The organism is Streptomyces sp. NPDC051921 (genome assembly GCF_040680975.1).
Lineage (GTDB): Bacteria > Actinomycetota > Actinomycetes > Streptomycetales > Streptomycetaceae > Streptomyces.
This window is the reverse complement of the sequence record NZ_JBFAXU010000012.1, coordinates 46,564-67,605: the sequence shown is the minus strand read 5'-3', so window position 1 is coordinate 67,605 and position 21,042 is coordinate 46,564. Positions and strand designations below refer to the sequence as shown.

At 73.4% G+C, this 21,042-nt stretch carries 19 protein-coding genes and 2 pseudogenes; 8 read left to right on the top strand and 13 right to left on the bottom strand.

The features are described from left to right. The first annotated feature begins 225 nt into the window (after nt 1-225). Nucleotides 226-2,292 carry a PhoX family protein gene (locus AB0M16_RS17665; RefSeq protein ID WP_365344004.1) on the top strand — a complete coding sequence of 689 codons (2,067 nt, stop codon included), beginning with the start codon at nt 226-228 and terminating at the stop codon, nt 2,290-2,292. Nucleotides 2,293-2,324: 32 nt separating this feature from the next. On the opposite strand, the gene AB0M16_RS17660 is transcribed toward AB0M16_RS17665, so the two are convergent. The 6 genes from AB0M16_RS17660 to AB0M16_RS17635 form a co-directional block, all read right to left on the bottom strand. After that, the gene (locus AB0M16_RS17660) at nt 2,325-3,323 is read right to left on the bottom strand and encodes a hypothetical protein (RefSeq protein ID WP_365343748.1); all 999 of its coding nucleotides are present in this window, start codon (nt 3,321-3,323) and stop codon (nt 2,325-2,327) included. 172 nt (nt 3,324-3,495) lie between these two features. Next, nucleotides 3,496-4,995 (bottom strand): APC family permease, encoded by a 1,500-nt coding sequence (locus AB0M16_RS17655; protein WP_365343746.1) that lies wholly within the window; start codon nt 4,993-4,995, stop codon nt 3,496-3,498. Nucleotides 4,996-5,469: 474 nt separating this feature from the next. Continuing rightward, nucleotides 5,470-7,416, bottom strand: coding sequence for an FUSC family protein (locus AB0M16_RS17650; RefSeq protein WP_365343743.1), 1,947 nt, complete (start codon nt 7,414-7,416; stop codon nt 5,470-5,472). 262 nt (nt 7,417-7,678) lie between these two features. Continuing rightward, entirely contained in the window at nt 7,679-7,915 is a 237-nt protein-coding gene (locus AB0M16_RS17645) for a DUF2630 family protein (RefSeq protein WP_365343741.1), read from the bottom strand. 87 nt (nt 7,916-8,002) lie between these two features. Next, nucleotides 8,003-8,455 carry a hypothetical protein gene (locus tag AB0M16_RS17640; RefSeq protein ID WP_365343739.1) on the bottom strand — a complete coding sequence of 151 codons (453 nt, stop codon included), beginning with the start codon at nt 8,453-8,455 and terminating at the stop codon, nt 8,003-8,005. Then, the gene (locus AB0M16_RS17635; RefSeq protein ID WP_365343736.1) at nt 8,452-8,886 is read right to left on the bottom strand and encodes a hypothetical protein; all 435 of its coding nucleotides are present in this window, start codon (nt 8,884-8,886) and stop codon (nt 8,452-8,454) included. Before AB0M16_RS17635 ends, AB0M16_RS17640 begins: the two co-directional genes overlap by 4 nt. A 157-nt stretch (nt 8,887-9,043) precedes the next feature. Between AB0M16_RS17635 and AB0M16_RS17630 the strand changes: the two genes are divergently transcribed. Next, nucleotides 9,044-9,448 carry a hypothetical protein gene (locus AB0M16_RS17630; protein WP_365343734.1) on the top strand — a complete coding sequence of 135 codons (405 nt, stop codon included), beginning with the start codon at nt 9,044-9,046 and terminating at the stop codon, nt 9,446-9,448. Here the strand turns inward: AB0M16_RS17630 and AB0M16_RS17625 are convergent. Beyond that, a complete protein-coding gene (locus AB0M16_RS17625; RefSeq protein ID WP_365343732.1) occupies nt 9,406-9,954 on the bottom strand; it encodes a hypothetical protein in 549 nt (182 codons plus the stop codon). The genes AB0M16_RS17630 and AB0M16_RS17625 overlap by 43 nt on opposite strands. 224 nt (nt 9,955-10,178) lie before the next feature. On the opposite strand from AB0M16_RS17625, the pseudogene AB0M16_RS17620 reads away from it, so the two are divergent. Next, nucleotides 10,179-11,144 (top strand): annotated as a pseudogene (locus AB0M16_RS17620) (ATP-binding cassette domain-containing protein); the annotation flags it as partial. Between the two features lie 305 nt (nt 11,145-11,449). After that, the gene (locus tag AB0M16_RS17615) at nt 11,450-12,319 is read left to right on the top strand and encodes an ABC transporter permease (protein WP_365343730.1); all 870 of its coding nucleotides are present in this window, start codon (nt 11,450-11,452) and stop codon (nt 12,317-12,319) included. Here AB0M16_RS17615 and AB0M16_RS17610 read toward each other — a convergent pair whose 3' ends face one another. After that, entirely contained in the window at nt 12,320-12,688 is a 369-nt protein-coding gene (locus tag AB0M16_RS17610; protein WP_365343728.1) for a VOC family protein, read from the bottom strand. Nucleotides 12,689-13,041: 353 nt separating this feature from the next. Here AB0M16_RS17610 and AB0M16_RS17605 point away from each other — a divergent pair, with 353 nt between their 5' ends. Then, nucleotides 13,042-14,124, top strand: coding sequence for a MerR family transcriptional regulator (locus AB0M16_RS17605; protein WP_365343726.1), 1,083 nt, complete (start codon nt 13,042-13,044; stop codon nt 14,122-14,124). A gap of 203 nt (nt 14,125-14,327) precedes the next feature. On the opposite strand, the gene AB0M16_RS17600 is transcribed toward AB0M16_RS17605, so the two are convergent. The 3 genes from AB0M16_RS17600 to AB0M16_RS17590 form a co-directional block, all read right to left on the bottom strand. Further along, nucleotides 14,328-14,798, bottom strand: coding sequence for a universal stress protein (locus tag AB0M16_RS17600; protein ID WP_365344002.1), 471 nt, complete (start codon nt 14,796-14,798; stop codon nt 14,328-14,330). Between the two features lie 104 nt (nt 14,799-14,902). Next, complete coding sequence (locus tag AB0M16_RS17595) at nt 14,903-15,532, bottom strand: FMN reductase (RefSeq protein ID WP_365343724.1); 630 nt, start codon at nt 15,530-15,532, stop codon at nt 14,903-14,905. 5 nt (nt 15,533-15,537) lie between these two features. Beyond that, the gene (locus AB0M16_RS17590; protein WP_365343722.1) at nt 15,538-16,617 is read right to left on the bottom strand and encodes an LLM class flavin-dependent oxidoreductase; all 1,080 of its coding nucleotides are present in this window, start codon (nt 16,615-16,617) and stop codon (nt 15,538-15,540) included. 96 nt (nt 16,618-16,713) lie between these two features. On the opposite strand from AB0M16_RS17590, the gene AB0M16_RS17585 reads away from it, so the two are divergent. From AB0M16_RS17585 to cobM, 3 genes are read left to right on the top strand one after another with little or no spacing between them, the layout of a single operon-like run. After that, nucleotides 16,714-16,842 (top strand): DUF6126 family protein, encoded by a 129-nt coding sequence (locus tag AB0M16_RS17585; protein ID WP_365343720.1) that lies wholly within the window; start codon nt 16,714-16,716, stop codon nt 16,840-16,842. Between the two features lie 54 nt (nt 16,843-16,896). After that, a complete protein-coding gene (gene cbiE, locus AB0M16_RS17580) occupies nt 16,897-18,111 on the top strand; it encodes a precorrin-6y C5,15-methyltransferase (decarboxylating) subunit CbiE (RefSeq protein ID WP_365343718.1) in 1,215 nt (404 codons plus the stop codon). An 8-nt stretch (nt 18,112-18,119) separates the two neighbouring features. Then, nucleotides 18,120-18,869: a precorrin-4 C(11)-methyltransferase gene (gene cobM / locus AB0M16_RS17575; protein ID WP_365343716.1), complete on the top strand. Its 750-nt coding sequence runs from the start codon at nt 18,120-18,122 to the stop codon at nt 18,867-18,869. Between the two features lie 440 nt (nt 18,870-19,309). Here the strand turns inward: cobM and AB0M16_RS17570 are convergent. Continuing rightward, nucleotides 19,310-19,762, bottom strand: a pseudogene (locus AB0M16_RS17570) (GNAT family protein); the annotation flags it as partial. A gap of 125 nt (nt 19,763-19,887) precedes the next feature. Continuing rightward, the gene (locus AB0M16_RS17565) at nt 19,888-21,030 is read right to left on the bottom strand and encodes a cobalt-precorrin-5B (C(1))-methyltransferase (protein ID WP_365343714.1); all 1,143 of its coding nucleotides are present in this window, start codon (nt 21,028-21,030) and stop codon (nt 19,888-19,890) included. Between the last annotated feature and the right edge of the window lie 12 nt (nt 21,031-21,042).

Sequence of the window (21,042 nt, the reverse complement as noted above, 5' to 3'; positions counted from 1 at the left end):
TCCGAATACCCATGGGCGAACCCCTTCGCATGAGTTGGGTGCGGTATGCGTCCTTCATCCCTGGCCAGGGCGGACACGTAAGGTTAGCGGCCGCCCTCCCCGCGCCCTACGACCCGGGCGCCCCCGGTTGCCGTGCATTCATCGCGCGTTCACTCCATCGCCGCCAGTGTGCAGAGGTGTGCACATAACGTCACCGCGGACCAGAGCCGAGCCATGGAGGACGAAGTGCGCAAACTGCTGCCGATGCTGAGCAACCACTCACACGGAGGCGGTCGTTCCGCCATGACGTGCCGGTTCCGGTGCGGTGACGCCTGCTTCCAGGAGGTGCCCAACACCAGCGCCAACGAGTACGTCGGCGACGTCATAGCCGGCGCGCTCTCGCGTCGCTCCGTCATGCGGGCGGCCGCCGTCGTCACCGTCGCCTCCGCCGCCGGCGGTGCCGTCGCCCTCGGCAACGCGCCCGCCGCCGAGGCGCACGGCGGCCACGGGGGCCACGGCGGGACCAGGGCCACCGGTGCCCGCGGCCTCCGGTTCACCCCGGTCGCGCCCAACACGGCCGACCAGGTCACCGTCCCCGAGGGCTACGCCCAGAACGTCGTGATCCGCTGGGGCGAGCCCATCCTCCGCGGCGCGCCGGCCTTCGACCCGGAGAAGCAGACCGCCGCCGCCCAGGCCGGCCAGTTCGGCTACAACAACGACTTCCTCTCCCTCCTCCCGCTCCGCGGCGAGCCGCACCGCCAGGTGCTCGTGGCCAACCACGAGTACACCGACGAGGTCCTGATGTTCCGGGGCTACGACCCCGAGAACCCGACCCGCGAGCAGGTCGAGATCGCCTGGGCCGCGCACGGCCTCGGTGTCGTCGTGGTCCAGGAGGAGCACCGCACCGGCAAGCTGACCGCCGTCACGCGCCACCACCTCAACCGGCGCCTCACCGCCACCAGCGAGTTCGAGCTCACCGGCCCCGCCGCCGGCAGCGACCTGGTGAAGACGTCCGCCGACCCCGAGGGCCGCATCGTCCTCGGCACGCTCAACAACTGCTCCGGCGGCACCACCCCGTGGGGCACCACCCTCCACGGCGAGGAGAACTTCAACCAGTACTTCGCCAACGCCTCCAGCGCCACCGACAAGCGCTACGGCATCGGCACCGGCGCCACCGAGCGCAAGTGGGAGCGCTTCGACAAGCGCTTCGACCTCAAGCAGGAGCCCAACGAGGCGCACCGCTTCGGCTGGGTCGTCGAGCTCGACCCGTACGACCCGGAGTCGACCCCCCGCAAGCGCACCGCACTCGGCCGCTTCAAGCACGAGGCCGCGCAGCCCCGCCTCACCGAGGACGGGCGGCCCGTCGTCTACATGGGTGACGACGAGCGCTTCGACTACTTCTACAAGTTCGTGTCGAGCAAGCGGATGAAGAAGGGTTCGTCGCGGGCCGCGCACGCGCACAACCTCACGCTGCTCGACGAGGGCACCCTCTACGTCGCCAAGCTGACCGGTGACAGCCCGGCCGCCGAGATCGACGGCACCGGCAAGCACCCCTCCGACGGCGAGTTCGACGGCTCCGGCGTGTGGATCCCGCTCGCCACGGCCGGCCCCGACGGCAACGTCTCGCACGTCCCCGGCATGACCGCCGAGGAGGTGTTCGTCTTCACGCGCCTCGCCGGTGACAAGGTCGGCGCCACGAAGATGGACCGCCCCGAGGACATCGAGCCCTCCCCCCGCACCGGCCGCGTCTACGTCGCGCTCACCAACAACACCAACCGCGGCAAGGGCACCAACCCGGGCGCCGACGAGGCCAACCCGCGCAACCTCAACAAGCACGGGCAGATCCTGGAGCTCGCCGAGCACTGGGACGACCCGTCCTCCGACGGCTTCGCCTGGCGCCTGTTCCTCGTGGCGGGCGACCCGAACGACCCGGCGACCTACTTCTCCGGCTTCCCGAAGGACAAGGTCTCCCCGATCTCCTGCCCGGACAACGTCGCCTTCGACCCGCACGGCAACCTGTGGATCTCCACGGACGGCAACCAGCTCGGCTCCCACGACGGTCTGTTCGGTGTCGCCACGCGCGGCGAGCGGCGCGGTGAGCTCAAGCAGTTCCTGACCGTTCCGCGCGGTGCCGAGACCTGCGGTCCGATCGTCCAGGACCGCCGCGTCCTGGTCGCTGTTCAGCACCCGGGCGAGATCGACGGCGCCTCCGTCGAGAAGCCGGCCTCCGTGTGGCCCGACGGCCCGGGCAGGATCGTCCGCCCGGCCGTGGTCTCCGTCTGGCGCGCCGACGGCCGCGACATCGGCGTCTGAGCCGGGAGCCGCTCCTCAGCCGGGGGTGGACGTCAGTCCACCCCCAGCCCCTCCCGGAACCTCACGAACTGCTCCTCCGGCTCGCCCGTGTACACCCACGGCACCCAGGCCGCTCGCGCGCCCAGGAGTCCGAGCAGTTCCCGCGCCACCTCCACCTGGCCCGCGTAGCACGCCGCGTGGGCCAGGTAGTTGAGGTCGGCCACCTCTTCGGGTGCCACCGGACCGCCCGGCTCGCGCCCGCCGATCCAGCGCGCGTGGGTACGCCGCAGCTCCGTCACCGCGAGCTCGTGCTTCCAGTGCTGGTCGAAGCCGCGCACCGGGCCGCGGCCCAGCGCGCCGTCGGCGATGTAGCGGTACTCCTCGACCCGCGCGACCTGCACGAGGATGGGCAGCGGCGAACCGGGCGGCGCCACGCCCGCCGCGTCCCGCGCGAAGTCGTACATGGCCCCGTGCGTGCCGTGCCAGCGCGCCGACCAGTAGCGCAGCACCTGCGTGTGGCCCTCGGTGTTGTACGGGTCCCGGCGCCGCAACTCGTCGAACCAGTGCCGCAGTTGGCGACGCGGTACCCCACCCTCGTACAGCCGGGCGACCGAGAGCAGCGAGACCCACGGCATGGGGTCCGCCGGCGCCGCGTCCGCCGCCATGAGGCAGGCGTCCACGGACGCGTCGATCCGGCCCCGGTCGACGGCGCTGCCACGGCCGGCCGCGATGGCCGTGTCGAAGACCCGCACCACCTCGGTCGCCGCCCGCAGCACCGCCGCGTCCGGGTTGCCCGGCTCGGCCGCCCGCCAGGCCTCGACGGTCGAGCTGCCCGCGGCGGCGTGCGAGAGGAGGCGCAGCCGGTGGGTCCGGCGCGACCAGTCGTCACCGGTCGCCGCCAGCAGGTCCCGTACGCCCTGCCAACGGCCGATGACCATGTCGTGCCGGGCCTCGGTGAGTGCGCGGTCGCCGAAGTCCGGGTCGAAGTCCGGGGTGAAGCGCGCGACGCGCGAGGACCGGCCCGAACGCGACGGGCGGCGCAGAGCGGCCATCCGGGTACCTCCCTCGTAAGCGGAACCGATGGAACCGATGGAACCGATGGAACCGATGGAACCGATGGAACCGGCGGGACCGGCGGGACCGGCGGGAACCAGCGGATCCGGCGGTACGTGCAGGGCTTGTGGGGCGTGCAGGGCGTGCAGGGCTCGTTCGGCTCGTACGGGATCAGAAGTCGGTGGCGAGCGACTCGTCCGCCCGCCGGGCGCGCGGCGAGTCCGGCGAGGCGTAGGGCTCGGCGGCGGCCAGCGCGCGGCCGGCGTCGAGGCGGGCCGGGCGGTAGTAGGCGCTGCCCTTCTTCCAGTACACGAGCATCGGCACGACGCCGACGGCGAGGCCGCCGAGGCCGATCGCGCGGGAGGCAGTCGACAGCTCGCCGAGCGACTCGACGAACACCCACAGCATGAAGGCCGAGCCCAGCAGCGGCCACACCCCGCCCAGGACGAAGTCCCGTACGGAGGCGAGCAGCAACTTCTTGTACGCGACGACCGCGGCGATGCCCGCGAGGCCGTAGTAGAAGGCGATCTGCAGACCGATCGCGCTGACCGCGTCGCCGAGGACCTCGCCGACCGATCCGGCGGCGGCCGAGGCCGCGAACATGACCAGCGCGGCGGCGCCGACCGCGAGGACCGCGACCCACGGGGTGTTCCAGCGGCGGTGGACGGTGCCGAGGGCGGCCGGCAGGGTGCGGTCGCGGCCCATCGCGAAGAGCGAGCGGGTGACCTGGATGAGGGTGGTCTCCAGGGTGGCGACGGTGGACAGGAGCACCGCGAGGATCAGCAGCTTGCCGCCGACGCCCGGCCAGATCTCCTGCCCGAGCACGGCGAGGACGTTCGCGCCGGCGTTCTCGATCTGTTCGGGGCTCAGCAGCACGTTGACGGCCACCGTGAACGCCTCGAAGAGCAGGAACACCACGCCGATGCCGACGAGGGCGGCGAGCCCGGCGGTGCGGCGGCTGTCGCGGGTCTCCTCGCTGAGGTTGCTGGTGACGTCCCAGCCCCAGTAGTAGAAGGCGGCGATCAGCGCGCCGGATGCGAAGCCGGAGGTGCCGCCGAAGTGCCCGAATCCGAACCAGGACCAGTCGAAGGCGGTGGCGCCGCCGCGGTGGATCAGCGCGCCCAGGACGAAGACCACCATGAGGAACAGCTCGGCGCCCGACATGAGGAGTTGGGCCCGTACGGTCAGCCGCGCGCCGCCCAGGACGACGAGCAGCATCATCAGGAACCAGCCGGCGCCGACCGCGCAGGACAGCGCGGTGTCGTCGGCGTGCTCGGGGGCGATGAGGGAGAGCGTGAGGGTCCCGGCGGGGAGCGAGCCGGCGACCATGAAGACGGTGGCGGCGAAGACCAGCGCCCAGCCGGAGAGGAAGCCGAGGAACGGGTGGAGGGTGCGGCCCACCCACGAGTAGCCGGCGCCCGCGTTGACGTCGATGCGGCCCAGGCGGGCGTACGCGAGGACGATGCCGAGCATGGGTATCGCGCAGTAGAGCAGCGCGGCCGGCCCGGCCAGGCCGACCGCACCGAAGAGCACGGCGGTGGTGGCGGCGAGCGAGTACGCGGGAGCGCTGCCGGCCACGGCCATCACGATGGTGTCGAACGTACCGAGGGCATTGGGCTGGAGGCCCCTGCCGGGAGGTCTGCCGGATGCTCTGCCGGAAGTCGTGCGCATGGCGGTGTCCTCGGGGGAGGGAGAGGAACAGGTGGGGGGACGTGCGGAGGCGGGCGTGCGGGGCGGGGGGGGGAAGTGACCGTGCCGCCAGGGCGCTTGTGGCAGGGAGGAGACGCCGATCACGGTGAATTCGTGCGCATCGTAGTCGTACCTGTGGGTTCCGGTAACGGCGGTGGGAGGGTTGGGTTCCGCTACCGCCGGTAAAGGCTCCTGTACGCCCCATTGGCGAGGTTTACGAGCGTGCGTGCGCGTGGACTTCCCCGCGGGATACCCGTTCGGGATGCCCGTTCGGGATGCTCTGGATTCTCTGGATTCTCTGGATCCTCGGGATTCCCCGCAGGGTTCGCGGGATCCCCCGCGGGGTTCGCGGATGTCCGGCGGGTTTGCGGATCCCCGGTTGGTTCGGGGCCTCCCCGGTGGGTTCCGGGCCGTCCCCGCTCTGTTCCGGGCCGTCCCTGCGGGGTTCGGCGACGCTCAGGGCGAGGCGATCGCGCGGGCCGCCCGCACCTCCTGCCGCAGTGCGGCGAGCACCCCCTCCTCGTCGCCGCCGAGGTCCACGCGCACCTCCACGAGCACGTCGCTGGACCGCAGTCCGTCGGCGAGCTCGCGCAACTGCCGTCCCACGGCGGCGACCTCGGCCGGTTCGGGAGCGGGCGCGCCGTGGTCGACGCGGATGCGGGCGGCGGTGGTGGCGTCGACGACGCGTTCCACCGCGATGGCGAGGGGCCACCAGGCGGCGGCCAGGTCGCCGGCGGGCGGCGGCTCCGTCAGGGCGCGTTGGAACTCCGACCGTACGGTCGACATGTCCCGGTACAGCTTGCGCCGGGCCCGGTGCCGGGCCCCCGGGTCGGCGCCGACCGCGCCGGGCGCGAAGGCCAGGTCGAGGTAGCCGGCGGTGTCGGCGACGGCGTCGGCGAGCCGGTCGGCGACTCGCGTGTGCCAGGACTCCGGCCACAGCAGGTACCCGGCGACCAGGGCGATCGCGCAGCCGATCAGGGAGTCGTACAGGCGCGGCAGGACCAGGTGGAAACCCTGGTGGTTCAGCAGGTCGGAGAGGAGCAGGATGACCGGGGTGATGGCCGCGGTCTGGAAGGCGTAACCCTTCGCCGAGAAGGCCGGGATGAGCGCCGCGAGCACCATCATCACCGGCACGTCCCACCAGCCGCGCGGCACCGCGGCGAGCACCGGGGCGGCGAGCAGCAGTCCCCCGGCGGTGCCCAGGGCGCGGAGCACGGCCCGGGAGAACACCGAGCCGAAGTCCGGCTTCAGGACGAAGGTGACGGTGAGCGCGACCCAGTACGAGCGGGGTACGGCGACGAGCGAGACGAGGGCCTGGGCGAGGCCGATGCAGAGGGCGAGGCGGAGGCCGTAGCGCCAGGAGGCGCCGGACAGCAGGACGCCGCGGGCGGCGCGGCGGCCGCGCACGCGCAGGGCGGCGGGGCGGCCGAGGCGGTCGTCGACGTTGTACGGGCGGGGCTCGGCCCCGTGCACGACGGTCGCGGCGTGGCGCACGGCCTCGTCGACCGCCTTCTCGGACGGGCGGCGGGCCTCGGGGAGGTCCACGTCGGGCTTGCCGGTGCGGTCCTCCTCCACGGCGTCGGCGAGCGCGCGGACGGCGGCGGGGATCTGCGGCGGCAGCGGCCGGTGGAAGCGGCGGGCGGCGAGATGGGCGGCCGGGGCGGCCTCCACGAGGGGGATCAGCGCGTTCAGCTGGGACAGCAGGCGCACCAGGGTGGGCGCCCGTCCGTGGTGGCGGGCGCGGCGGGCGAGCACGAGGTCGTACGCCTGGTTGAGGGAGGCGGTGACGGCCTGTCGGCGTTCGTCGTACGCGTCGGAGCCGGTGGCCTCGAAGAGTTCGGCGACCGCCCGGTAGGTCCCCGCGACGGCCGCGCGCTCGGGCTGGGCACCGCGCAGCGGCCACCCGAGCAGGGTCAGCACGAGCACGACCACTCCGCCGAGGGTCAGCAGCACCGGCGCCTTCCACCAGGGCTCGGGCATGGGAAGGCCGGCACCGACGACGGCGTTGAGGAGCAGGAGCAGCCCGGAGACGGAGGCGACGGCGCCGATCGACGAGATCATTCCCGACACGAGCGCGACGAGCGTGAGCACGACGACCGCGAGCCAGCCCTGCCCGAACACGAGCGTGCCCAGCGTGACGCCGAGCGCGCCGAACAGCTGCGGCACCGCGATGTTGAGGACCCGCATCCGGTAGGCGTCGGCCGTGTCCCCGATGACCCCGGACAGCGCCCCCATCGACACGAGCGCCCCGTACTCCACGTGGCCGGTGGCCAGCCCGACGGCGAGCGGTGCGGCGAGCGCGACGGCGGCACGGACCACCGCGGGCCACGGAACGGGCGTGGGCTGCGGCCGGAGCCCGGCGGTGAGCCAGGACGGCGGGGACAACCGGGGGCGTTTCGCCATGCGACCAACGTAGGCGGTGGGGCGGGCCGGGCGGGGCGGGGCGGGGCGAGCACGACCGCGGGGGCGGCGTGGGAAGGCGCGGGGTGGAGGCCGGGGGCGGGGGTGCCTCCCGTGGTGGCGGTGGCTGCCCAGGTGGGCTGCGGGTGCCGGAGCCAGTCGCGGTCGTCGTGGCCGGTCACGGTGCCGGCGGGCGGCTGCGGGCCGGGACGCCGGCCGTGGTGGCCCGGCGGCGGGAGCGGGCCGGGGGCCGGGGCAGCTGCGGTCAGCTGCGGTAGTTCTCCACCTCCGCGGCGGGGCGGAGGGCCGCCGTGTCCGGGTCCTCGCCGAACTCGGTCTTCGCGCGCCGCTGGCGCAGCAGGTCCCAGCACTGGTCGAGCTGCACCTCCACCTCGGCGAGGCGGGAGCGCTCCTCGTCCAGGAGGCCGCCCGTGCGCTGCCGCAGGGCGCGCTCCTCCTCGACGAGGGCGCCGATGTTCTCGAGGATCTCGTCGTTGTCCATGCCTTCCAGCGTGGCCGATCGGTGCCCGGCCCGCAGGTCGAGGGGGCCGGGGGCAGGGCACCGTCGTCGCTCCCCTCGCCGATGCCGTCAGTGGCGCAGCGCCTGGGAGATCTCCGCCTTCGTGGCGCCGGACAGCGAGCGGTTGCTGCGGGCCGTACCGGACTTGGACTTCCCCGGTTCGACCCCGTTGATGTTCAGCACGACCGCGTCGAGCAGATTGCCCTCCGTGTCACGGAAGTTGACCAGGATCGTGTAGTCGGCGTTCTTGTCCTTGGGGTTGGTCGCCGTGATCTCGGCGACCGTCCGGTCGCCGTCGACGGAGGTCGGCCCCGCCTTGACGTCGGCGGTGGCGGTCGCCCCGTCCTTGACCTCGTCCATCTTCTGCTGCGCGGCCGAGGCGGCCGCCGCGGTGGCGGACGAGACGATGTCCCCCGCCGCCTGCTGCGCCTCGTCGCACCCGGTGAGGGCGGATCCGAACGCGGTGACGGCGAGCAGGGCGGCGGCCACGGACGCGGCACGGCGGCTGCGGCGGCGCGTCATACGCCCTCGCTCCCGTACGAGTCGTCCGACGCGAGCGCCCAGACGACGAAGACGGACACGGCCATCGAGAACAGCGCCCACCACGGCTGGTACGGCAGGAACAGGAACTGGGCGACGATGTTGAGCGAGGCGAGCGAGATGCCCGCGATCCGGCCCCACCCGGCGCCCTTCAGGATCCCGATGCCGGCGATGGCGACGACGACGCCGAGGCAGAGGTGGATCACGCCCCACGTGGTCAGGTTGAACCTGTACACGTAGTCGCCGACCCGGGCGTAGACGTTGTCCTCGGCGATGCCGGCGATGCCCTGGAAGACGTCCATGATGCCGGTGACCAGCATCAGGACACCGGCGAAGAGGGTGCCGCCGGCGGCCCAGCCGCCGCCGGCCGCCCGCTGCGTTGACTTGCGCGGAGGTGCGGTGTTCTGACTCATGGCCTCATCGTCTGAGCGCCTGTTCGGTTCCGAATCTTCTGCTGAGCCGTACGGGTGAGGCGTGATCCTCGGCACCCCGACTGATCCACTTGCGGCGGGTACGGCCCGGGTGTGCCCTGGAGGGTGCACCTGAAGGCGCGGGAAAGGAGCCTCCGACATGGCCGCACACGCAGCGGTACCCGCCCGCAGGCAGTTCAGCACGCACGGCTGGGGGGTGCCCGTCACCCTCGGCATCGCGTACGGCCTCTACGCCGCGACCAACGCCCGCCAGGGCTCCACGACGACCTGGGGCGACTTCTGGGTCGGCGTCATCAGCGGCGTCGTCGTCGCCGTCTCCGTGTGGGCCCTGCACCGGTTTGGACGGCACCTGTGGCGCGAGCTTCGCGCCGCCGCCTGGGGCGCTCTCGCCGGCATCGCGATCGGCTTCCTCTACAGCCTCACCGGCGCGAGCATCTACTCCTCGGTCGTGCTGGGTCTGATCGTCGCCGGCGTCAACGGGGGTGCCGCCTACTACCTCTTCTACACGCACGAGGACGCCGTCGGGCACCCCGCGCCGTACTGACCGCGGCCGGTGCGGCGGCGGTGGTAGGCGACGGCCACCGCCGCGAGCAGCGGCGGCCAGAGGACCAGCGGCGCGTAACAGGCGACGAGCACGGCCTCCTGGGCCGGTGAGGCCGGGATGCCCGGGCCGAGCCCGGCGTACTCGGCGTACACACCCCACGCCGCGATCGCGCACAGCCCGGCCACTCCGGCGAGGGCGGCCGCGGTCGCGGCGGCGGGGTTCACCCGGCGTCCGCCGAGGAACGGCATCCACCGCGGGAACACCTCGCCCCAGGCGCGGACGAGCCCCAGCGTCAGGAAGGCGAGCAGCTCGGAGACCAGGCTCAGGGACACCACGTACAGGGATGCGCCGAGCCCGATCGTGCCGTCGCCGGCGTCCTGGGTGACCGGCAGTCCGGCGACGAGCGCGAGCCGCCACAGCCCCGACGGCAGCACGGCGAGCGGCACGGCATGGGCGGCGAGCACGGCCCAACGGGGCACGGTGGGAAGAGCGTTCGTCTTCAGCATGGCCCCAGCCTCGCGGCCGGCCGGGTCGGCCGCGTCGGCGTGACGGCCGGTCCGCCTCCGCCGCGCGGGGGAGCCGCCCTCCTCCCGACGCCCCGGCGCTGCCGCGGCTCCCCGGCCCTGTCCGTCCGGCCCTGTCGCTCCGGCGCCTTCCTCTGGCACCGCGCTCCCACCCGTCGGAGACTGGTGGGAGCGGACCCGACCCCGCCCGCCGGGAGGACACGCGCATGACCGACCTCGCCACCGACCTCGCCATCGAGACCGAGGGCCTGGTCAAGGTCTTCGGCACGAACCGTGCCGTGGACGGCGTCGACCTGCGTGTTCCCGCGGGCACCGTCTACGGGGTCCTGGGCCCGAACGGCGCCGGCAAGACCACGACGGTGAAGATGCTCGCGACCCTCCTCAGACCCGACGGCGGTCATGCCCGGGTGTTCGGGAAGGACGTCGTCCAGGACGCCGACGCCGTACGCGGCCGAGTCAGCCTGACCGGCCAGTACGCGTCCGTCGACGAGGACCTCACCGGCACCGAGAACCTGGTCCTGCTGGGCCGGCTGCTCGGGCACGGGCGCCCGGCCGCCCGGGAGCGCTCGGCGCAGCTGCTGGCGGCGTTCGGCCTCGCGGAGGCGGCCGACCGGCAGGTCAAGAACTACTCGGGCGGCATGCGGCGTCGCATCGACATCGCCGCGTCCATCCTCAACACCCCCGACCTGCTCTTCCTCGACGAGCCGACGACCGGCCTCGACCCGCGCAGCCGGAACCAGGTCTGGGACATCGTCCGCGCGGTCGTCGGGCAGGGCACGACGGTCCTGCTCACCACCCAGTACCTCGACGAGGCCGACCGTCTGGCCTCCCGTATCGCCGTCATCGACCACGGCAGGGTCATCGCGGAGGGCACCAAGGGCGAGCTGAAGTCCTCGGTGGGCGCGGGCTCGGTGCACGTACGGCTCCGCGACCCCGGACAGCGCCCGGCGGCCGAGCGGGTCCTGGCGGGCGTCCTCGACGGGGCGGCGGTCCAGCTCGACCCGGACCCGGTGGCGCTCACCGCCACCGTCGACGGCCACGGCACCGAGCTCGGCGCCTCCGAGCAGGCGGCGCGGGCGCTGGCGGAGCTGGCGCGGGCCGGGATCACGGTCGACGACTTCGCGCTGGGGCAGCCGAGCCTGGACGAGGTGTTCCTGGCACTGACGGACAGACCGGCGGACGGCGGGCGGGAGAGCGGGCGGGACGGGCAGGACGGCGGGAACGACGGGAGTCAGAGGAGCAAGGGGAGCCGGAGGAGCGAGGGAGACCAAGGGAGCCAGAGGAGCCAGGGAAGCCACGGAAGCCAGAGGAGCCAGGGAAGCCACGGAAGCCAGAGGAGCCAGGGAAGCCACGGAAGCCAGAGGAGCCACGGAAGCCACGGAAGCCAGGGGAGCCAGAGAGACCGGGGGAGCGACGGGGGCCAAGGGGGCCAGGGGGACCAGGGGAGCCGGGGGGACGAGCGGAAGGGAACGACGGGATGACCACCGTCACGACCACCGGCAAGGACACCCGGCAGACCGACGGCCCGGACTTCGTCGCGCCCAGGGCGGACGAGCTCGCCGCCCTGCTCGTGGGCCGGACCCGGCCGCCGCGGCCCAGCGCGCTGTCCGCCTCGCTGACCTTCGGCTGGCGGGCCATGCTCAAGATCAAGCACGTGCCGGAGCAGCTGTTCGACGTGACGGCGTTCCCGATCATGATGGTGCTGATGTACACGTACCTCTTCGGGGGTGCGCTGGCCGGTTCCGTGTCGGCGTACATCCAGTTCCTGCTGCCGGGCATCCTGGTCATGTCGGTCGTGATGATCACGATGTACACCGGCATCTCGGTGAACACGGACATCGAGAAGGGCGTCTTCGACCGCTTCCGTACGCTGCCGATCTGGCGTCCGGCGCCGATGGTCGGCTATCTCCTGGGCGACGTCGTGCGCTATCTGATCGCCTCGGCCGTGATGCTCACGGTGGGCGTCGTGATCGGCTACCGCCCGGCCGGCGGGGTGGCGGGCGTGCTCCTCGGCGTCGTGCTGCTGCTGGTCTTCTCGTTCGCCTTCTCGTGGATCTGGACCATGTTCGGGCTGCTCCTGCGCAGCGAGAAGTCGGTCATGGGCGTCAGCATGATGGTGATCTTCCCGCTGACCTTCCTCTCCAACGTCTTCGTCGACCCGAGGACCATGCCCGGCTGGCTCCAGGCCTTCGTCAACAACAGCCCGGTGACCCATCTGGCGACCGCCGTCCGGGAGTTGATGGCCGGGAACTGGCCGGCGGCGGACATCGCCTGGACGCTGGGGTGGTCGGTACTGCTGGTGGCGGTCTTCGGCGCGGTGACGATGCGGCTCTACAACCGCAAGTGATCACTTGCGCGGCGTGGTCTGCTGCACGGCCCAGCGGTTGCCGTCGGGGTCGGCGAAGTAGACGAACGACCCCCACGGCTGGTCGTCGATCGGGCTGACCTCGATGCCGCGGGCCGTGAGGTCGGCGTGCGCCTCCTCGATGTCGGCGACGACGACCTGCATGTTGTCCAGGGACCCCGGGGACATCTCGGTGATCCCCTTTCCGAAGGCGATCGAACACGCCGAGCCGGGCGGGGTCATCTGGACGAAGCGGATCGCCTCGCTGACGGTCACGTCGTGATCGGGATGGAACCCGACCTGCTCGTAGAAGGCCTTGGCCCGGTCGACGTCGGTGACGGGGACCCCGATCAGTTCGAGCTTGATGTCCATGAAGGCATCTTGCGCCGGGCGCGTGCGGGCCGCCCGTCGACCGTCCCGCCGGGCGCGCGCGGGCCGCCCGTCGGCCTTCCCGTCGGGCGGGTGCGGGCCGCCCGTCGGCCTTCCCGTCGGGCGCGTGCGGGCCGCCCGTCGACCGTCCCGCCGGGCGCGCGCGGGCCGCCCGTCGACTTTCTCGCCGGGCGGGTGCGGGCCGCCCGTCGGCCTTCCCGCCCGGCGGGGCCGGCCGCCCGTCGGCCATCGCCCGGCGCGGGTCGGCCGCCCGTTGACCTTCCCCCGCCGGGAAGGCGCAGCCTCGGTCGTGCCGGGCAGGAAGCCCGGTCCAGAGGGGCTGAAAGGCTGGGGTCATGCTGCTGACGATCGGGGACTTCGCCCGCGCCACGGGGCTCTCGGCCAAGTCGCTGCGCCGATACGACGAGCTGGGCCTGCTGCCGCCCGCCCGCGTCGACCCCTACTCCGGCTACCGGTACTACGCCGAGGAGCAGGTGGACCGGGCGCGTCTGGTGGGCTGGCTGCGCCGGATCGGGATGCCGCTCGCCGAGGTCGGGCGGGTCTGCGCCCGGTACGAGACGGACGCGGCGGGCGCGGCCCGGGCGATCCGCGCGTACTGGGCCGGGGTCGAGTCGGAGACGGCGGCGCGACGGGACCTGGCGGCCTCCCTGGTGGACCGGATGAGAGGAACCACCATGCCCACGACTTCCTGTGCCCTGGACGCGGCCGTGCTGCTCGACCGCGGATCGGTCCGCCCGTCCCAGCAGGACGCGGCCCACGCCGGCCCGCGGCTGCTGGCCGTCGCGGACGGCTACGGTCCCGAGGGCGCGCGGGCCGCGGGGGCGGCGGTCGCCGCGCTGGGGTCCGTACCGGACGCCCTGCGTCCCGGTGATGTCCTGAACGCGCTGGAGGACGGGCTGCGCGGCGCGAACGACGCCGTCGCCGGGCTCCGGGAGTCCGGGACGACCCTGACCGCGGTCCTGCTCGTCGGCACCCGGCTCGCGCTCGCCCATGTGGGCGACTCGCGGGCGTATCTGCTGCGCGACGGCGCCCTGGTCCGGCTCACCCGTGACCACACCGTCGTGCAGGCGCTCGTCGACGCCGGGGAGCTCGACCCCGCGGAGGCGCCGAACAGGCCGGACCGCGCGCTGCTCCTGAAGGCTCTCGACGGCGGGGACGTGCCGCCGGAGCCGGAGCTCGGAGTGCGCGAGGTGCGGCCGGGGGACCGGTTGATGCTGTGCACGGACGGGCTCTCGGCGGTGGTGCCCGCCGAGGAGCTCCGGATCGCGCTGGCCTCCGGCGGCACCCCGGAGGCCGTCGCCCACGCCCTGGCCGCCCTGGCGCGCGGCCTGGGCGGCCCGGACAACGTGGCGTGCGTCGTCGCGGACGTCGTGCCGGGACGCCAGGGCGCCGGCCTCGGCGGCCACGACGCCTCCTGAGGCCCTGAAAGCTCCTGGAGCCCGTCCGGTGGGGCCGGGCCGGCCTCTGGCGCCTGCCCGGTAGGCCAGGCCTCCTGGAGGAGCCAGCCCGGCGGGGCCGGCCCCCCCATCCATGCCTGACCGATCAGGGCCTGGTGGGCTGCCCTGGCGGCTCCGGCCTCCCCGGCCTGCCCGGCCTATCCGGCCTGCCCGGCCTGCCCGGCCTATCCGGCCTGCCCGGCCTGCCCGGCCTTCCCGGACTCCCCGGCATCCCCCCGCACCACCACCACCGGACACGGCGCGTGCCGCGTCACGTTGGCGGAGACGGAGCCCAGGACCGCCGCCTTGAAGCCGCTGTGGCCGCGGTCGCCCACCACCAGCAGGGACGCGCCCGTGGCCTGGTCGACGAGGGCCTGGGAAGGGTTGCCGCACACGACCGTGCGGGTCGTCGCGGCGGCCTCCCGGGGGCTCAGGGCCTGCTCCAGGGACTCGTCGAGGATCTGCTTGGCGAGCCGTTCGGGGTCGAACTCCGGCGGCACGCCCGGCATGAGCGTCGACCAGGACGCCGGGTACTCCCAACCGATCACCGCGTGGAGGGAGTCCCCGGTGAGGGCGGCCTGCCGGGCCGCCCACGTCAGCGCCTTCAGGGACGACGCCGATCCGTCCACGCCCACCACGATCCTGCCGCCGGTCATCGCCGACCTCCGTTCGTCGTCGTTGTCGTCGTTGTTCTCGTTCTTCTTGTTGCTCTCGTTGTTCTCGTCGGAAAGCCTCACCCGACAACGACGCGACAAACGGATCAATCCAGCCGCAGGTCGGCCAATTGCTTCTCGAACGGGACGATGTCCACCTCGGCCTCGGCCTCCTCCCGTGCCGGCCGCGCCCCGACCAGCTCCGCGAACTCGCTGCCGGCGCGGGTGATACGGGTCGGCAGGCCTTCCGTGTACTCGTCGCCGCCCGAGCCCCAGTCCTCCGAGGCCGCGTAGACGGCGGTCGGGGCGACGACGGCCCGCAGGTAGGCGAAGAGCGGGCGGAGGGCGTGGTCGAGGACGAGGGAGTGGCGGGCGGTGCCGCCGGTCGCGCCGATGAGCACCGGGGTCCCGGTCAGCGCGGCCGGGTCGATCAGGTCGAAGAAGGACTTGAACAGGCCGCTGTACGAGGCCGTGAAGACCGGGGTCACGGCGATGACCCCGTCCGCCCCGGTGACCTTGTCGATCGTCTCCTGGAGCTGCTCCGACGGGAACCCGGTGACGAAGTTCTTCGCGATGTCGACGGCCAGGTCCCGCAGTTCGACCACCTCGACGTCGACGGCGTACTCCTGCTCGGCCAGCCGGTAGCGGGCGGCCTGGAGGAGGCGGTCGGCGAGCAGCCGGGTGGAGGAGGGGCTGCTCAGGCCGGCCGAGACGGCGATCAGCTTGAGTGTGCGCATCGGGGTCAGGCCTCCTTCCGGGCCGTCACGGCCGGGTGCAGCGGGGCGGTCGCCGGGACGTCCGCGGGGCGCAGGTTCGCGAACTCCTTGCGCAGGACGGGGACGACCTCCTCGCCGAGGATGTCGAGCTGCTCCAGGACCGTCTTCAGGGGCAGCCCCGCGTGGTCGACCAGGAAGAGCTGGCGCTGGTAGTCGCCGACGTACTCGCGGAAGGACAGGGTGCGTTCGATGACCTCCTGCGGGGAGCCCACGGTCAGCGGGGTCTCGCGGCTGAACTCCTCCAGGGACGGGCCGTGGCCGTAGACCGGGGCGTTGTCGAAGTACGGGCGGAACTCCCGTACCGCGTCCTGCGAGTTCTTCCGCATGAAGACCTGGCCGCCGAGGCCGACGATCGCCTGCTCGGGGGTGCCGTGGCCGTAGTGCGCGTACCGCTGCCGGTAGAGGCGGACCATCTTCTCGGTGTGCTGCTTGGGCCAGAAGATGTGGTTGGCGAAGAAGCCGTCGCCGTAGTACGCCGCCTGCTCGGCGATCTCGGGCGAGCGGATGGAGCCGTGCCAGACGAACGGCGGGACGCCGTCCAGCGGGCGCGGGGTGGACGTGAAGCCCTGGAGCGCGGTGCGGAACTTGCCCTCCCAGTCGACGACGTCCTCCCTCCACAGCTTGTGGAGGAGCGCGTAGTTCTCGATGGCGAGCGGGATGCCCTGGCGGATGTCCTGGCCGAACCACGGGTAGACCGGTCCGGTGTTGCCGCGGCCCATCATCAGGTCGACGCGGCCGTCGGCGAGGTGCTGGAGGGTCGCGTAGTCCTCGGCGATCTTCACCGGGTCGTTGGTGGTGATGAGGGTCGTGGAGGTGGACAGGACCAGGTTCTCCGTGCGGGCCGCTATGTGCCCGAGGAGGGTCGTGGGGGAGGACGGCACGAAGGGCGGGTTGTGGTGCTCGCCGGTCGCGAAGACGTCCAGGCCGACCTCCTCGGCCTTGAGCGCGATGGCGACGGTGTTCTTGATCCGCTCGTGCTCGGTGGGGGTCCGGCCGGTGGTGGGGTCGGCCGTCACGTCGCCGACGGTGAAGATCCCGAACTGCATCGTGCTCACCTCTCGCTTCCAGGTTTGGTTGAATCTTAAATCATTGCGTCCAACGGTGCCACCCTCCGTCGTATTCCGAGCCCGTACGCTGGAGGCATGACGGATCTGGAGCGCTGGAAGGAGCGGGGCGTGATGCTCCGTGTCTTCGTGTACGTCTTCGCGACGCACGCCTTCGCCGGATTCGTCTGGCTGCTCTTCTACGTGGGCCAGAACGCCCAGAAGTAGCCCCTGGGCGGCCGGTTCCCGCCCACCGGGAGGGCCTCCCGTAAAGTCCCCGACGTGAACGCTGCGATATCGGTCGTGGGAATCGGCGCGGACGGCTGGGACGGGCTCCCCGAGGCCTCCCGCCGCACCCTGCGCGCCGCCGAGGTGCTGATCGGCGGCCCCCGCCAGCTCGACCTGCTGCCCGCCGCCGACTGCGCCGGCACCCGGGTCGCCTGGCCGAGCCCGCTGCGCCCGGCCGTCCCCGGCCTGCTCGCCGCCCACGAGGGGCGCCGCGTCGCCGTCCTCGCCAGCGGCGACCCCCTCTTCTACGGGATCGGCCGCACCCTCGCCGAGCTCGTCGGCCCGGACCGCCTCGACGTCCGGCCGCACCCGTCCTCCGTCTCGTACGCCTGCGCCCGGCTCGGCTGGCCCCTGGAGGCCACCGAGACGATCTCCCTGGTCGCCCGGCCGGTCGACGCGCTCACCGCCGCCCTCCACGACGGGCGCCGGCTCCTCCTGCTCGGAGAGGGCCCCGAGAGCCCGGCCCGGGTCGCGGCACTGCTGCGCGAGCGCGGCTGGGGCGGCACCCGGATCCGGGTCCTGGAACAGCTCGGCGGCCCCGGCGAGCGGGTCCTCGACGGCACCGCCGCCGACTGGCCGTACGAGCGCACCGACGCCCTCCACGTCCTGGCCCTCGACTGCGTACGCGACCCGGACACCCTCCGGCTCGGCACCACGCCGGGCCTGCCCGACGAGGCGTACGAGCACGACGGGCAGCTCACCAAGCGGTACGTCCGCGCCGCCACCCTCGCCGCGCTCGCCCCCGCCCCCGGCGAACTGCTCTGGGACATCGGCGGCGGCTCCGGATCCATCGGCATCGAATGGATGCGGGCCCACCGCGGCTGCCGGGCCGTCGCGGTGGAGAAGCAGCCCGAGCGGGCGGCGCGCATCGAGCGGAACGCCGCGGCCCTCGGCGTCCCCGCGCTGCGGGTCGTCACGGCCGCCGCACCCGCAGGCCTCGCCGCGCTCCCCACCCCCGACGCGATCTTCATCGGCGGCGGTCTGACCGCGCCCGGCCTGCTCGACGCCTGCTGGGACGCGCTCCCGGCCGGCGGCCGGCTCGTCGCCAACACCGTGACCCTGGAGTCCGAGGCGCTGCTCGCCGACCGCCACCGGCGGCACGGCGGCGAGCTGATCCGGCTCGCGGTCGCCGCCGCCGTGCCCGTGGGCGGCTTCACCGGCTGGCGTCAGGCCATGCCGGTCACCCAGTGGTCCGTAACGAAGGGTTGAACAGAGAGATGACCGTCTACTTCATCGGCGCGGGCCCCGGCGCGGCCGACCTGATCACCGTGCGCGGCGCGCGGACCCTGGCGAAGTGCGGGGTCTGCCTGTACGCCGGCTCCCTCGTGCCGACCGAGCTGCTCGCCGAGTGCCCCCCGGACGCGAAGCTCGTGGACACGGCGAACATGGACCTCGACCAGATCGTCGCCGAGATCGCCGCCGCCCACGCGGCCGGCCAGGACGTGGCACGGCTGCACTCCGGCGACCCGTCCGTGTTCAGCGCCATGGCCGAGCAGATGCGCCGCCTGGACGCGGCCGGCATCCCGTACGAGGTCGTGCCGGGCGTCCCGGCCTTCGCGGCGGCCGCGGCGGCGCTCAAGCGCGAGCTGACGGTCCCGACCGTCGGGCAGACCGTCATCCTCACCCGCATCGCCCAGCAGGCCACGCCCATGCCGGAGGGCGAGGACCTGGCCACCCTCGGCCGCAGCGGAGCGCTCCTGGTGCTCCACCTGGCCGCCCGCTACGCGGACCGCATCGTCGCCGAGCTCGTCCCGCACTACGGCGCGGACTGCCCCGCCGCCGTCGTCGCGATGGCCAGCCGCCCGGACGAGGTCGTGCTGCGCGGCACCCTGGAGGACATCGCGGACCAGCTGAAGACCTCGGGCATCACCAAGACCGCCGTGATCATCGTGGGCCGCACCCTGGCGGCCTCGGAGTTCCGCGACAGTCACCTCTACGACCCGGCCCGGGACCGCCACACCTGCTGACGGTCCCCGCGGCCGGACGACTCAGGCGTTCGGCCGCTTGCCGTGGTTCGCCTTCTTCTTCTTGCGGGCCCGCTTCTTGTTGCCGCGCTTCGCCATGGGGTTCTCCCTCCAGGACACGGGGTGGGGGCTTTGCGCTGGTAAGCCTAGGTTCGGGGGAGGGGTGCCGCACGTCGGGCGGGCCGCCCGGGCCTTGCGCACGCGGACGGCGGTGCCCGGCACGCGGACGGCGCGAAGGGCGTCGGTGCGACCGATCGCCATGAACGCCGCCCCGGCCGCGACCTACGGCACCGGGGTCGTCTTCACCTCGGAACGCCGTTCCCGCGTGATCCGTCCGCCGACGGGACACCCGTCGGTCCGGCTCCTGCCCCGGGACCTGCAGCCGTCGCGGAGACCGCCTGACGGGCGGTCGCCGTGCCCTCGGCCGCCCCCCGTTCCGCGGCCCACTCCGGTGCGACGACCGCCATCAGCGTCGCGTCCACCCGCTCGCCCTCCCACAGCAGGGCCCCGCGCAGCACGCCCTCCGGGCGGAAGCCGGCCTTCTCGTAGGCGCGGCGGGCGCGGGGGTTGAAGGCGTAGACCTCCAGCCAGACGCGGTAGAGGCCGAGGGCGTCGAAGGCGTGACCGACGAGGAGGCGGGTGGCCTCGGTGCCGAGTCCGCGGCCGACACCGTCCGGGGTGAAGCAGATCCGGAAGGCGCAGCTCTCGTTGTCGGCGTCCCACTCGTTGAGGACCGCCTCGCCGACGACCCGGCCCGTCGCCCGCTCCACCACGGCCAGGTCGAGCCGGTCGTCCTGGGCGCCGCGGGAGCCGTACCACCGGCGCAGTGCGGGCTCGTCGAAGTGGGTGTGGTTCCCGGTCAGCCGGGAGATCTCGGGGTCGTCGAACATCGGCAGCAGCGCCGGGACGTCGGCCTCGGTGACAGGGCGGAGGGTGACGAGTCCGCCGGTGAGGGTGGGCTTGTACGAGAAGTCGGTCACCGGGGCATTCTGCGGCCCGCCCGGCGACCACGTCGCGCGATTTACGCCCCCGCCGGCCCGGCCGCCCCGCCCGGCCCGGCCGCAGCGGAGCGGCCCACGACCACCCCCGCGCGGTCGATGCACACCACGTCGACGGCGACCGGCGCGCCGCGCAGGACGGCGAGCGCCTCGTCGCGGGCGCGGACGGCGACCAGGTCGCCCAGCGGGACGCCGACGGCCTCGCAGAGGCGGAGCGCGGCGAGGCCGGTGTTGGCGGAGGCGATCTCGGCGGCCAGGGCCTCGGTGGCGCCGCCCGTGCGGGCCAGGTCGGCGAGGAAGCCCTTGTCGACCTGGGAGCGGGCCGAGTGCAGGTCCAGATGGCCGGCGGCCAGCTTGGAGAGCTTCGCGAAGCCGCCGCAGATGGTGAGCCGGTCCACCGGGTGGCGGCGGACGTACTTGAGGACGGCGCCCGCGAAGTCGCCCATGTCGAGCAGGGCGATCTCCGGCAGGTCGTAGAGGCCGGTCACGGTCCTCTCGGACGTGGAGCCCGTGCAGCCGGCCACGTGCGTGAGGCCGCCGGCGCGGGCCACGTCGACGCCGCGGCGGATGGAGTCGATCCAGGCCGAGCAGGAGTAGGGGACGACGACGCCGGTGGTGCCGAGGATGGAGAGGCCGCCGAGGATGCCGATGCGCGGGTTCCAGGTGGACCGGGCGATCTCGGCGCCGTTGTCGACGGAGAGGGTGATCTCGACGTCGCCGGTGCCGCCGTGGGCCGCCGCGACCTCGGCCACGTGCTCGCGCATCATCTGGCGGGGGACCGGGTTGACCGCCGGTTCGCCGACGTCGAGGGGCAGCCCCGGCAGGGTCACGGTGCCGACGCCCTCACCGGCCTTGAAGACGACCCCGGAGCCGGCCGGCAGCAGCCGTACGGTCGAGCGGATCAGCGCACCGTGCGTGACGTCCGGGTCGTCGCCGGCGTCCTTCACCACCCCGGCCGTCGCGGAGTCCGGCCCCGTCGACTCGACGGCCAGAGCGAACGACGGCGTCTGGCCCTTCGGCAGGGTGATCGTCACCGGGTCCGGGAAGTCCCCGGTGAGCAACGCCGTGTACGCGGCGGTCGTCGCGGCCGTCGCGCACGCACCGGTCGTCCAGCCGGGCCGAAGACCGGTGTGCTTGAGTTGGGCCGCACGCCCGCCGGAACTCATGAACGGACTCCC